The sequence below is a fragment of the Mycobacteriales bacterium genome (assembly GCA_035550055.1).
Taxonomy (GTDB): domain Bacteria; phylum Actinomycetota; class Actinomycetes; order JAFAQI01; family JAFAQI01; genus DASZTV01.
Window position 1 is genome coordinate 17,380 of sequence record DASZRO010000029.1, and the last position, 12,716, is coordinate 30,095.

At 72.4% G+C, this 12,716-nt stretch carries 12 protein-coding genes; 8 read left to right on the forward strand and 4 right to left on the reverse strand.

The annotated features are described in order from the left end of the window. The first annotated feature begins 2 nt into the window (after positions 1–2). Positions 3–302 (forward strand): DUF1416 domain-containing protein, encoded by a 300-nt coding sequence (locus VG899_04690; protein ID HWA65649.1) that lies wholly within the window; start codon positions 3–5, stop codon positions 300–302. Positions 303–383: 81 nt separating this feature from the next. Next, on the forward strand, positions 384–836 hold the full coding sequence (locus VG899_04695) for a GtrA family protein (protein HWA65650.1): 453 nt from the start codon (positions 384–386) through the stop codon (positions 834–836). A 23-nt stretch (positions 837–859) separates the two neighbouring features. On the opposite strand, the gene VG899_04700 is transcribed toward VG899_04695, so the two are convergent. Beyond that, entirely contained in the window at positions 860–1,636 is a 777-nt protein-coding gene (locus tag VG899_04700) for an SDR family NAD(P)-dependent oxidoreductase (protein ID HWA65651.1), read from the reverse strand. A gap of 53 nt (positions 1,637–1,689) precedes the next feature. Between VG899_04700 and VG899_04705 the strand changes: the two genes are divergently transcribed. The 4 genes from VG899_04705 to VG899_04720 are packed head-to-tail and all read left to right on the forward strand — an operon-like array spanning position 1,690 to position 6,659. Next, the gene (locus VG899_04705; GenBank protein ID HWA65652.1) at positions 1,690–3,387 is read left to right on the forward strand and encodes a glycoside hydrolase family 5 protein; all 1,698 of its coding nucleotides are present in this window, start codon (positions 1,690–1,692) and stop codon (positions 3,385–3,387) included. Between the two features lie 18 nt (positions 3,388–3,405). Next, the gene (locus VG899_04710; GenBank protein ID HWA65653.1) at positions 3,406–4,500 is read left to right on the forward strand and encodes a glycosyltransferase family 4 protein; all 1,095 of its coding nucleotides are present in this window, start codon (positions 3,406–3,408) and stop codon (positions 4,498–4,500) included. Further along, complete coding sequence (locus VG899_04715) at positions 4,493–5,419, forward strand: glycosyltransferase (GenBank protein HWA65654.1); 927 nt, start codon at positions 4,493–4,495, stop codon at positions 5,417–5,419. The genes VG899_04710 and VG899_04715 overlap by 8 nt, the downstream gene beginning before the upstream one ends. Before the next feature lie 4 nt (positions 5,420–5,423). Further along, positions 5,424–6,659, forward strand: a complete 1,236-nt coding sequence (locus tag VG899_04720) for a glycosyltransferase (protein ID HWA65655.1) — start codon at positions 5,424–5,426, stop codon at positions 6,657–6,659. On the opposite strand, the gene VG899_04725 is transcribed toward VG899_04720, so the two are convergent. Further along, positions 6,562–7,608 carry a glycosyltransferase family 1 protein gene (locus tag VG899_04725; protein HWA65656.1) on the reverse strand — a complete coding sequence of 349 codons (1,047 nt, stop codon included), beginning with the start codon at positions 7,606–7,608 and terminating at the stop codon, positions 6,562–6,564. The genes VG899_04720 and VG899_04725 overlap by 98 nt on opposite strands. Continuing rightward, positions 7,605–8,498 carry a glycosyltransferase gene (locus tag VG899_04730; GenBank protein ID HWA65657.1) on the reverse strand — a complete coding sequence of 298 codons (894 nt, stop codon included), beginning with the start codon at positions 8,496–8,498 and terminating at the stop codon, positions 7,605–7,607. The genes VG899_04725 and VG899_04730 overlap by 4 nt, the downstream gene beginning before the upstream one ends. A 118-nt stretch (positions 8,499–8,616) precedes the next feature. Here VG899_04730 and VG899_04735 point away from each other — a divergent pair, with 118 nt between their 5' ends. Then, positions 8,617–9,807: a glycosyltransferase gene (locus tag VG899_04735; protein ID HWA65658.1), complete on the forward strand. Its 1,191-nt coding sequence runs from the start codon at positions 8,617–8,619 to the stop codon at positions 9,805–9,807. After that, complete coding sequence (locus tag VG899_04740) at positions 9,804–10,847, forward strand: glycosyltransferase (protein ID HWA65659.1); 1,044 nt, start codon at positions 9,804–9,806, stop codon at positions 10,845–10,847. Before VG899_04735 ends, VG899_04740 begins: the two co-directional genes overlap by 4 nt. Here VG899_04740 and VG899_04745 read toward each other — a convergent pair. Then, complete coding sequence (locus tag VG899_04745) at positions 10,834–12,705, reverse strand: O-antigen ligase family protein (GenBank protein HWA65660.1); 1,872 nt, start codon at positions 12,703–12,705, stop codon at positions 10,834–10,836. The genes VG899_04740 and VG899_04745 overlap by 14 nt on opposite strands. Between the last annotated feature and the right edge of the window lie 11 nt (positions 12,706–12,716).

Below are 12,716 nucleotides of genomic sequence, written 5' to 3' on the forward strand. Positions count from 1 at the left end.
ACATGTGTGGAGCACCTGACCAGGCGACGATCAGTCGCGAAGGAATCCCGAGCGGCGAGACCGTGATCCAGGGTATCGTCTACCAGGGCGACGCGCCGGTCTCCGGCGGCTACGTCCGGCTGCTCGAGGCGGGCGGCGAGTTCACCGCTGAGGTGATCACGTCGGCGACCGGCCAGTTCCGCTTCTTCGTCAAGCCGGGGACGTGGAACGTGCGCGTCATCCCCGGCGGCGGCCACGAGGGCGGCGACGCCAAGGTGGACGTGTCCGAGGGCGAGATCAGCGAGGTGCGGATCTCGGTCTGAGGACCGTGGCTTCTCGGCGTTGGCCGCTCATCCGGTTTGCCGGACGGGCGGCCTTCGTCGTTGGTCGGTAACAATGTGCGGGTGTCCGACGACCGGGTGGCGCCCGCGGCCAGCCCGGTGGCGACGCTCGTCGCCGAAGGTCACGCCGGGGGACAGCGTCCGTCGCTGAAGGAATCGCTGGTGCGCTTCCTCGTCACCGGCGTGTGCAGCCTCGGGGCGGACTTCGCGTTCCTGTACGGCCTGCACTCCGGCGCCGGCACGTCCCTCACTCTGGCCACGGTCGTCGGGTCCCTGGCCGCGGTGATCGTCAACTACACGCTCAACCGCAACTGGACGTTCCAGGCGACCGCGTCGCACGGCTCCGTGGTCGGGCCGTACTTGCTGATGGTCGCCGTCAACGTGGGATCCACGCTGCTGATCGTGCGTGGGCTGACCCACCTCGGGCTCTACTACCTCGTCAGCAAGCTGGTGGCGGTGGCCGTCAACGCCGTACTCAACTTCGTGAGCGCCCGCTACTGGGTGTTCAAGTACTAGCGAGCGAATGCCCGTCCGCTCGGTCAGCGGGGTTGCATGCGGATGCCGGCGTCCAGCCGTACTGACTCCGCGTTGAAGTAGCTGTTGCGCAGCATCTCCAGCGCCAGCGTCGCGTACTCCTCGGCCTGGCCGAGCCGCTTCGGGAACAGCACCTGCTTGCCGAGGTTCGCCTTGAACTCCTCGGCCCCCGGACCCTCGCCGTAGATCGGGGTGTCGATCAGGCCGGGCAGGATCGTGTTGACCCGTACGCCGATCGCCGACAGGTCGCGTGCCACCGGCAGCGTCATGCCGACGATGCCGCCCTTGGACGACGAGTACGCCGCCTGGCCGATCTGCCCGTCCTCGGCCGCGACGGACGCGGTGAGCACGATCGCGCCGCGACCGCCGTCGGCGTCGGGCGCGTTGCGGCTCATCGCGGTGGCCGCGATCCGGACGCAGTCGAAGCTGCCGGTCAGGTTGATCGCGATCACGAGCTTGTACATGTCGAGGTTGAACGCCGAGGCGTACTCGCCGTCCTTGCCCACGGTGCGCTGTGCCGACCCGATCCCCGCGCAGCACACCAGAGAGCGCAACGGCGCCATGCCGACCGCGGTGTCGACCGCTTCGATGATCTGGTCGGTGTTGGTCACGTCGGTGTGGACGAACACGCCGCCGATCTCCTTGGCGAGCGTCTCGCCCTTGTCGTCCTGGACGTCCGCGACCACGACGCCCACCCCCTGCTGAGCGAGCAGGCGAGACGTCGCGGCGCCGAGCCCGGAGGCGCCACCGGTGACAACGGCCGAGGTCTGGTTCAGATCCATGCCGGGAAACCTATCGGGCGTCCGTTTCAGGTCGCCGCACTAGCCTGCTCGTCGTGCCAGGCAGCGTTCGCGAGCAGTGGCAGGAGCGAGCCGGCACCATCGCCATCGCCATCGTGGTGACCGTGCTGATCGCCGTCGGTGCGCTGATCGCGAGTCGTGGCGGGTCGAGCCCGTCAAGCGCTGTTCCCACGACGACCAGCCCGCCGCAAGCCCTGCCGGTCGGCGCCTCGCTTCGCCCGGCCGAGCTGCTCAAAGGCGCCGCGTCGGACTTCGAGGGCGGCACCGGCGACTGGATCGCCGACGCGGCGTCGCTGACCCTTGCCGCGGGCGGCTACCAGAGCTCCGGGTCGTTGTCGGTGGCGCCGGCGGGCGGCACGTCGCCCACCACGGCACCCACGGACACCGCCAGCCCCGCGGACGGCAGCGACCTCGACGTACCCGCGCTGACCGCCTGGTCGCCCGAGCAGGACGCCTCCGCCGGCGACCGGTTCGTGGGCAACGCCTACGTCAAGACCGCGTCCGGGGACAGCATCGTGCAGCTCGAGATGCGGTTCATCGACGCGGCGGGCAACGTCACCGACACCGAGTACGGCGAGCCGGTGCGCGACACCGAGCGATGGGGCCAGCCACCGGTGGTCGCCGCGATCTCGCCGAAGGGAACGACCCACGTCGAGCTCGGCGTGTCCTTCCCTGCCTCGACCGCGGCGTCGGACCAGTACGTCGACCAGGCGACCCTCGCCGAGACGCCCGGCGGCCACGCGCGCGTCGTCGGCCCGCTGACCACGCGCGGCAACCAGATCCTCGACGGCAACGGGCAGCCGCTGATCCTGCGGGGCATGCAGCGGTTCGGTCTCGAAGGCGGCTCGAAGAACCCGCTGCCGACCGAGGCCGAGATCGCGCAGCTGTCGATGTGGGGAGCCAACGAGGTCCGGATCTCCCTCGGCGAGCAGCTGTGGCTCCAGACGTCCTGCTACTACCAGGCCGACTACCCGCAGGAGGTCGACAAGGTCGTCAACTGGGTGACCTCGCGCGGCATGGTCGCGCTGATCAACCTGCACTTCTCCACCGCGGGCGACTGCCGGCCTCCGACGCTGACCCCGATGGCCGACTCGCCGGGCTCGCTGACGTTCTGGCAGGAGGTCGCGACCCGCTACCAGAGCAACCCGCTCGTCGCGTTCGACCTGTTCAACGAGCCGTACGTGCCGCAGTCGATCTGGCTCAACGGCGGCGCCTTCACCTTCGACGGTCATGGTGTCGCCGCTGCGGGAATGCAGCAGCTCTACGACGCGGTGCGCAACACCGGGGCCAAGAACCTGATCGTCGTCAGCGGGCTGAACTACGCCAGCGAAGCGCCGACCGCGTTCGTCGACGGCGTCAACCTCGCCTACGGCGTCCACGCCTACACCTGCCCGCAGGCGCCCCCGCCGCACTGCACCAAGGCCTACGCCGCCGACCCGTACGACCCGTCCCCGATCCTCGACCGCTGGCTGCCGCTGGCGAAGGACCACCCGCTGATCATCAGCGAGTTCGGGTTCCCCAACGGCGACAACAGCGTCTACAACGCCAACCTCGTCGGCTACGCCACGGCGCACGACCTGGGCTGGAGCGCGTTCGCGTGGGACGGCGGCACGGACGGGCTGTTCGACCTGGTGCAGAGCCGCCCGGCCTCCGACGGCACGACCATCGAGCCCAACGCCGCCGGCATGCCCCTGGTCGCCGCCTACGCCCTGAACTGGCCGGCACAACCGTGACGCCGTGGCGGTGAGCGGGTGAGGGTGCTGCTCGTCCACGACGAACCCGTCGACGCCGGGTACGGCGCCGAGGCCTACGTACGCCGGCTCGCCGCGGGGCTTCGGGCAGCCGGTGACACGGTGGAGGTCCTCGCCGGTGAGCGCCGTCATCGCGGTCTGGCGAAGACCCTCGACGTCTGGGATCCCGTGGCGCGCCGCCTGGTCGCCGGCCGGGTGCGGACCTTCCAGCCCGATCTCGTCCACCATCACAACGTCAGCCGCGAGCTGTCCGCGAGCGTGGTGGGCGTCTGCGGCGTACCCGAGGTCATGACGCTGCACGACCGTCGGCTCTTCGGCGCGCGCGAGCACTCGCCGGCTTCCCCCAAGCGGGTCGTCGAGGCGCTCGGTGCGCGCGCTGTGCTGCGCGCGGCCCGCCGCGGCCTCAGCGCCACCATCGGCGTCAGCGAGGAAGTGTCGAGACTCGCCCGTGACGCCGAGCTGCCTGCCGTGTCGACAGTCGGGGTGCCGGCCGCTGATCCGGTCGGCGTGCTGGTTCCGGCGGCGCAGTGCCGCGACCTGCTGGTGACGGCCCGCCTGGCGCCGGACAAGGGTGTGGACGTGATCGTCGACGCGTTCGCCCGCCTCGGCGAGGCTGCGGCGGCCAGCCGCCTGCTGATTGCCGGCGCCGGTCCGGACGAAGCGGCGCTGCGCCGACGAGCCCGGCCGCTCGGCAGCCGGGTCGAGTTCCTCGGCTGGCTCGACGAGACCGAGCTGTCCGGGCTGCTCGGCCGGGTACGCGCCGTCGTCGTGGCCTCGGTGCCCCGCCGGCGCCCGGAAGGGTCGTCGCTGGCCGCAGTGGAGGCAGCCCGGCATCGCCGGGCGGTCGTGGGCTGCGACGACCCGGCCGTCGCCGAAGTCGTGCGGGCGCTCGGCGCCGGGCCCGTCGTACCGGCGGGCGACGTGGGTGCGCTGGCAGAGGCGTTGCGTGCGCTGCTCGCCGACGACGCGGCCGTGGCGCGGTACGCCGACGCGGCGGCGGCCGCGGCGCGCGCCCATTCCGTCGAGGCCGTGGCCGAACGCACCCGTGAGGTCTACCGGCAGGCGCTCGCCGAGGGGCCGCGTCGCCGTGCGTGAACCGCTGTCCGTCGTCGTCCCCACCCGGGACCGCCCGGCCATGCTCGACCGCTGCCTGGCCGCATTGCGGGCTGAGCTGACCGACGCCGACGAGATCGTCGTCGTCGACTCCGCCTCCGCCGACGCTGCGGCCGTGGCTGCTGCGGCGGCTCGGGCGGGTGCCCGGCTGGTGCGCAGTGACCGGGCCGGCGCGAGCCTCGCCCGCAACGCCGGGTGGCGGGCTGCCGCACATGACCTGGTCGGCTTCGTCGACGACGACGTGCGCGTGCGGGCGGGCTGGGCGGCCGGGCTCGTCGCGGCGTTCTCCGACGACTCGGTCGCCTTCGTGACCGGTCGGGTCGTCGTACCCGACGCCCAGGCGGCCGCCGAGCGGCCGGTTGCGGTCAGCAGCCGGACCTCCCGGGAGCGGCTGCACCCCGGTCTGGCCGGCGACCTCGGCGCGAGCGCGAACCTCGCCGTACGCCGGTCCGCGCTGGAGCGGGTCGGCGGGTTCGACGAGACCCTCGGGCCGGGGACCTGGGCGTGCAGCGCCGAGGACCTCGACCTGTTCGACCGGCTGTTCCGGTGCGGATTCGCTGGTTTGTTCGAACCGGACGCGCTTGCCGAGCACGACCAGTGGCGATCCCGCCCGCAACTGATCCAGCTCGACTGGCGTTATGGGAAGGGAATGGGCGTGCGCATCGCCAGACTGGCGCGCTGGGACCGCCCGCGAGCGAGGCGACTGTTGCGCGAGGCGGTCATCGAACAGGGGCTGAGGCCGGTGTTAGATGATCTCCGGCACGGCTACGAGTTCGGCGCGATCACGGTCGCAACCCGTACCCTGGGTACGTTGCTGGGCCTGGTGGTGGGCACGGGCGGGGCGTGGGTAGGACGAGCGGGACGTCGCGGACAGGCGGATCGGGGCGAGCGAGAGGTATGACGCGGTGAAGTTGGCGCTCTACCACCCGTGGATCTACGTCACGGGCGGGATCGAACGCACGCTTCACGAGATCGCCAGCCGCAGCCGCCACGACTGGACGCTCTACACCCACCACTACGACTCGGCGGGCACCTTCCCGGGCTTGCGCGACGCCCGCATCGTCGTCCTCGAGCCGCAGGTCTCGGTCCGCCGGGCACTTCCGGCGCTCGCGCAAGCGGCGTACCGGATCAGCCGCACCGAGCTGCCGCTGCACGACGAGCAGGGCCTGCTGGTCTCCTCCGAAGGTCTCGGCGACTTCGTCGTCGCCCGCAACGACCTGCCGACCGTCTGCTACTGCCACACGCCGCTGAAGATCCTGCACGACCCGGTCACCCGCCAGGCGCTGCGCTCGCGCAGCCTGCGCAAGTACGCCGCGCTGCTCGCGCTCGCGCCCGGCTTCAAGGCGGTCGACCGGCGGATGTGGAAGCGCTACTCCTACGTGCTCGCCAACAGCCAGGAGACCGCGCACCGCATCGAGCGGGCCGGGCTGCCCGCCGAGGAGATCGAGGTGCTGCACCCGGGCGTCGACCTGGAGCAGTTCACGCTGCACCCGACGCTGCCGCGCGAGAACTTCTTCCTCGTCGCCGGCCGCATCATGTGGGAGAAGCGCATCGAGCTGGCGATCCAGGCGCTGCGCGTCGCGCGTCAGAACGGCATGGACGCCTCGATGGTGGTGGCCGGCGGCGTCGACAGCAAGAGCCGGCCGTACCTGCAGACGTTGCGCCAGCACGCGGCGGGCCTGCCGGTCGAGTTCCTGATCCACCCGAGCGACGAAGAGCTCGCCTCGCTCTACGCCCGGTGCATGGCGGTCGTGTTCACCGCGCCCAACGAGGACTGGGGGATCGTGCCGCTCGAGGCGATGGCCTCGGGTGCGCCGGTGCTCGCCGTCGACGCCGGTGGGCCGCGCGAGAGCGTGATCCACAACGTCACCGGCTGGCTGCTGCCGCCCACGCCGTGGGCCTTCGCGGAGCAGATGAGCATCGTTGCCGCCGACGGGCCGAACGGGCGGCTGGTCTCGCGTCGCGCGACGCGCCGTCGCGCTCAGCAGTTCGCCGCAGAGGCCTTCGTACGCCGGCTCGACGACGTCATGGAGGAGGTCGTCCTCAACGGCGGCGTGGCCCGGCCGATCCTGCCGGTAGCGAAGCTGCCAGTTGCCGCCCCACGTCTTGCCAAGACCGCTTCGGAGGAGTCGCGGGGCTGAGCCGGTCGAGCAGCCCATCCCGCAGCGCCGCCGCCCACGCGGCCACGTCACCCGGCGGTACCACTCTGGCGGTGCCGGCCGTGCTCTCCCGCAGCGCGGGGATGTCGCTGACGAGCGCCGGAGTGCCGCACGACATCGCCTCCAGCGGCGGCAGCCCGAACCCCTCGTACCGGCTCGGGTAGAGCAGCACCTTCGCGCCGGTGAGCAGCGCGACCAGGTCGTCGTCGCCGGCATGGCCGATCGTGCGCACCCGCGGGGCGTCGGGCAGGTGCACCGGCGCGAACGTCGGGTGGCCCGAGCCGACCAGCACCAGGTCGTGCTGCAGCTCGTCGACGACGGCTCGGTGGGCCGCGACCGCCGTCGCCGCGTCCTTGCGCGGGTCGGCCCAGCCGACCAGCAACGCATAGTCCTCGGTGAGTCCGAAGCTGTCGCGGACCCGGGCAACCTCGGCCGGCGAGGCAGGCCGGAACCGTTCGTCGACGGCCGGCGGCACCACCGTGATGCGGTCGCGGGCCACGCCGTGCGCGGCGAGCTCGTCGCCGACGGCGGCGGACACCGTGATGACCTGACGTGCCCGTCGCGCCGCGACCAGCACCGTGCGCGCGTAGAGCCGCATCGATCCGGCGAACCAGTGCGGTCCGACGGCGGCGGCGAGGTCGTGGACGACGACGACGCCCGGGCGGGCGACCGGCGCGGTGTTGGTCAGCGACCAGATGGTGCTGCCGCGCGCCGCCGCCGGGAGCACGACCTGCTCCCACAACCGACCGCCGATCCGGCCGTTCGGCACCGGCAACGCCCGGTCGGCGAGCGGGTCGTCGACGCGGCCCGGAGTCCACACTTCGAACTCGACGCCCGCGTCACGCGCCGCGACCAGGAAGCCACGGGCGACGCGATGCAGTCCGGTCGGTCGTGCGGTCAGGAACCGGCCGTCGACCACGAGACCGGTCATCGCGCGACCAGCTGCCCGTCGACGATCGCCAGCCTGGCGGCCCGGGCCCGGCCGACCGCGATGCCGAGTCCGCGTGCGACGTTCACCGCGACGCCGAACTCGTAACCGTTGCGGGCGTCGGTCGCGGCCTGCCGTGCGGTGCTGCGCAGGCTCGCGTCGGTCAGTCGGCGACCGGCTTGGTGGCCGGCGAGCTTGGCCACCTTGTGCCGAAGCGCGCCGGCGCCGACGCCGTACCCGAACGACGCGCGCAGCGCGTCCCGCCGGCTGCGCCACTGGGTGTGCGACACGACGGCGGCGGGCTCGTAGCGGCCGACCCAGCCCTCGCGCATCGCCCGCCACATCAGGTCGGTGTCTTCGGCGCTTCGCAGGGGGGCGCCGACCCCGAGCAGCTCGTCGAACCCGCCGAGCTCGGTCCAGCACGCCCGGCTCACGGCGAGGTTGGCGCCGTGCCCGATGTGGCTCGCGTCGTCGCCTCCGGCGTACCTGCGAGGGACCGCGTCCAGCAGCACCGAGACCGGCTGACCTCGGCCGGCGGCCACCACCTGCCCCGTGACGAACCCGAGCCGCTCGCCGTCGAGCGCGGCCGTGGCGAACCGGTCGCGGATGGTTGCCGCCCAGTCGGGCTGAGGGGTGCAGTCGTCGTCGGTGAACGCGACGACGTCCGCTGTCGTCGCGCGGAACGCGGCGTTGCGAGCCCGGGCCAACCCGGCCCGGTCCACCCGCGTCGAGCGCAGCCCGTGGTCGGCGGCGACCGTTCGGGTGGCCTCGCCGGTCGATGCGGAGTCGACCACCAGGAGCTCGTCGGCCTGCTGGGCGATCAGGGCCGGCAGGCATTCGCGCAACCGCTGCGGCCGGTCGCGGGAGCACACCACCACCGCAACGGTCACCACCTCCCCATTCTCCCGTGAGCGAACGGCACATAGGTACTGCTCCGGCGATACCGGTGGCACCTGCGTACCGCTACGGCAGTAGCTATGTGCCATCCGCTCACGCGGGTAGCGTCCTCGCGTGCGGGTCGTGGTGGTCAGCGCCTGGGAGCCCTGGCGTACGACGGACGGCGCCGCCTTCATCCTCGACCACCAGCTGCGCCGCCTCGCCGGGCGCCACGAGATCACGTTGCTCGCCGCCGGCGCTCCGGTGCCCGAGGTGTCGCCGGTGCCGGAGGCCGCCGGCCGGTACGCCGAGGCGAGCGTGAGCTGGTTCGGCCCCGAGGTCTCACCGCTGGCCGACTACCTGTTCCGGCTCGGCTGGTCGGCCCGGCACGGCGAGCCGGCGCACGTCCGCTTCGTCGAACGGGCTGGGTTGCTCGCGGCCTTCGACGACGCGATCGAGCGCGGCGCCGACGTGGTCCATCTGCACGGCTGGGGCACCGCCCGGCTGGCCGAGCGAGCGGGCGCCGTCCCCGCGGTGCACGTCGCGGTCGACCCGTGGGCGCTCAACTTCGCCAACCGCCGGACCTCCCCGCTGCGACGGTGCCTGGATCGCAACCAGCCGGCCCGGGTGGCGCGCCACGAGCAACGGCACTACCCGGCTGCCGCCGCAGTCGTCGTCGTCACCGAGGCCGACGCCGAAGCGCTTCGTCCGGTCGCCGCGCCGACCACCGTCGAGGTCATCCCCAACGGCGTCGAGCCAGGCCCGGACCCGACCGACCCTGCTGCGGACCCGCCGGTGATCGGCTTTCACGGCGTGTTCGACAGCCAGGCCAACGTCGCGGCGGCGGTGTCGCTGGTCACCGAGATCCTGCCGCGGGTCCGGGCGAGCGTGCCCGGCGTCCGCGTGCTGCTCGCCGGCCGGCGGCCACCGAGCCTCGTACGCGACTTGGCGGGACCGGCCGTCGAGGTTCGCGCGGACGTCGACGACATCCGTGACGCCCTCCTCGACATGAGCGTGCACGTCGACTGGATGACTTCCGGCGCCGGGATCAAGAACAAGGTCCTCGAGGCGATGGCGGCTGCCCGGCCGGTGGTTGCCTCCGCCGCCGGAGCTCAGGGCATCGGCGCGGGCGACGGCCTGACGGTGGCCCCCGACCTCGACGCGGCGGCTGCCGCGATCGTTGCGCTGCTGCGCGACCCGGCGGCACTGCGTACGGCGGGGACGGCCGCGCGTGAGCGCGTTGTCGCCGACTTCAGCTGGGACGACAACGCGCGAGCGCTCGAGCGACTGTGGGCGCGGGTCGCCGACGTGAGAGCGGCGTCGTGAAGATCGAGGTCGTCACGTGGCATCTGCCTCACCCCGACGGGACCGCGACCGGCCGCCACGTGTTCGCGATCTGGGACGCCGTCCGGCAGCAGGGCCACGACGTGACCGCCTGGTGCTGGGGTAGCCCGCCCGACGGCCTGACGCCGCCGCCGTGGGTGCGCTGCTCGCCGTATCACGACCCGGGCGGCTGGCGCCGCAAGCCGGCGACGCTGGTGCGTCCGCGTGCCGGGCTGGCCTCGGTCGGCTGGCAGCCGAGCGCCGACGCGGTGGCGTGGGCCGAGGAACCGGAGTCCTACGCCGCGATCGCCCAGGCCGCCAAGCGCGGCGTCACGATCTATCACTCGGAGCGGCTCGACGCGGTGGCGCTGCGCCGCCCGCGACCCGCCGTCATGCAGTCGATGCGGGCCGAGCGCCACGTCGTGCGTCACGCCGACGTCGCGATCACGTTCTCCGCGCGGGTGGCGCGTGTGACCGGGATAGGCGAGCTGTGTCCGGTGACGCTGCCGATCCCGGTCGCGCCGCTCGACCCGGTGGCCGAGCCGGTCGCGGTCATGATCGCCGACTGGGCGTGGCAGCCGAACCAGGCGGCTTCGCACCGGCTGTTCACCCACTGGCAGACCGTGCGTGAGGCGCTGCCCGACGCCAAGCTGCTGATCGCCGGACGCGGCATGAGCGACCGGGCGGTTCCCCCGGGCGTCGAGGTCGTCGGTGAGGTGGCCACGCCGAGCGACGCGCTGCGGCGGGCCGCCGTGCTCGCCTTCCCGTGCCCGCCGACGAGTGGCCCGAAGATGAAGGTGCTCGACGCGCTCGCCTGGGGGCTGCCGGTCGTCACGACCCGCGCCGGGGTCGAGGGCATCCAGGTCGCGGAGCCGGCGGTCGCCGTCGCCGACGACGCGGGCTTCGCGTCGGCGCTGATCGACGTGCTCGGCGACCCGGCGCGGCGCGCCGAGATGGCAGCCGCTGGTCGCGCCGCCGTACTCGCCCATCACACGCCGCAACAGGCGGCGGCCGCGCGGCTGGCGCTGATCAGCCGCCTCTAGCCCCCACGGGGACCGGGTCGTCGACCAGATGCAGGTCGAACAGGTCGTCGCTGAACGCCGACGGCTCGGGCAGCGGCCGCCGCCGGCGCCGATACGGCAGCGGGGCGATGAACCCGATCGCGAGACCCACCGCGGCGCCCGACGCCGGTGCGGTCCGCCAGAAGGTGGCCCGGGACTTCACCGGTGGGGTGTAGACGAGGGTCTGGAACGCGTCGAGGTAGGAGGCCTGGCGCAGCGTCGCGGTCAGGTGGGAGTACGCCGCGAGGGTCCGATCGGCGCTCGGTGAGCTGATCCGCATCGTGCCGACACCGGCCGCGCCGTAGTCGTCCAGACATGAGATGTGCACCCCCATCGACTGCTGGAGGTCGTCGGCCACCTGGCAGACCGTGGCGATCAGCAGCCGACCCGAGGTGACCGCGTCGTAGACGCCGGTGTTGCGCTGCGGCGTCACCGTCGAGAACTGCCGCTCCTGGGAAACCGTGACCGGGGCGAGCAGCATCGCCGCCAGGCCGACGAGCGCGCCGGCCGAGGAGAACGTCACGATCCGCCGGAACGACCATTTCGGCATCAGCGCCCGGCCGAGCTCCGGCTCCGCGGTCGCGGTGGCGAGCGCCACCATGAGCATCGCGAGCTCGGCCGGCTGGCTCAGCAACAGCGCGTCGTCGACCAGGCCGCTGAACAAGAACGCGAGGAAGCCGAGTGCGCAGCCCACGACGATGGTGCGCCGGGTCTTGTCGAGCAGCCGGATGCCGCGGCAGGACTGGAAGAGTGCGGTGACGCACACGACGAGCAGGATGGCCGCGCCGACCGCGCCGGTGTCCCCGTAGGCGTAGAGGTAGAAGTTGTCGGTCGTCGGTACGCCGATCGTCTGCAACCCGCCGATGCCGAGGCCGAGGTAGGCGTGGTGGGAGACCGCGTCGAGGATCGGCGGCAGCCGCTGGAAGCGGACGCCGACCGATCCCTGGTCGGTCTTCAGCGACAGGTGATGCCGGATCGCTCCGTCAAAGAAGAACAACCCGACCGCCACCAGCACGCTCGACGAGGCGAGCAGCACGGCGCGGCGTTCCATGAGCAGGATCGCCAGCAGGATGAAGACGACCGGGATCGCGGCCGCGGCGCTGCGGGCGTAGGTCCAGTAGATCGCGGCGAACGTCAGGAGCATCAGCGGGATGCTCCACGTCACCAAGCGCTTGGCCCGCAGCAGGTAGATGGTGGCGAGCGGCAGCACCATGATCGCCACCCACGCATAGCCCAGGGCGAACTCGGCGCTCGAGCGCACCCGCAGGTGCCCGGCGCGGGTCTCCAGCACGTGCGCGGCCGTCGTAGACCCGGACTCGCCGGCGAGGTTGAACAGGTGCTCGCCGTAGGACTGCCTGGTGAAGTGCTCGAGGATCGCGATCGCCGCCGACACACCGAAGCTGACCAGCACCGTCTTCACGACGAACCGCGGGTTGTCGACCCATCGGCACAACGCGAGCATCACGACGTAGAAGCCGGCGACGAACGCCAGGTTGATCAAGCGCTGCAAACCGACCGTGGGGATGCCGCCGGGGGGTGCGAACGCCAGCCCGTTGGTCGTCCATGTCACGACGAGCAGCGCCAGCGCCAGATGCAGCGGGGTGGACCGGAACAGCCGGTTCCAGCCGCCCTGCTTGCCCATCGTCGCCAGGCGCACCGCCGCCGCGCCGATCAGGACGTGGTTGACGGTCGCGTAGGAGGTGAGCATGTGCGGCGCGACGAGCGTCGCGGGGACGAGCATCGTGGAGGCCACGAGCAGCCCGACCACCGCCGTCGGGCGGGAGTACAGGCAGATCAGTACGCCGAGCAGCGTGCCGCCGTCGATCAGCAGTACGCCCATTGGTTACGCCC

Coding starts and splice junctions, on each gene's coding strand:
- VG899_04690 (HWA65649.1), top strand. CDS start 3: ATGTGTGGAGCACCTGACCAGGCGACGATCAGTCGCGAAGGAATCCCG.
- VG899_04700 (HWA65651.1), bottom strand. CDS start 1,636: ATGGATCTGAACCAGACCTCGGCCGTTGTCACCGGTGGCGCCTCCGGG.
- VG899_04725 (HWA65656.1), bottom strand. CDS start 7,608: ATGACCGGTCTCGTGGTCGACGGCCGGTTCCTGACCGCACGACCGACC.
- VG899_04745 (HWA65660.1), bottom strand. CDS start 12,705: ATGGGCGTACTGCTGATCGACGGCGGCACGCTGCTCGGCGTACTGATC.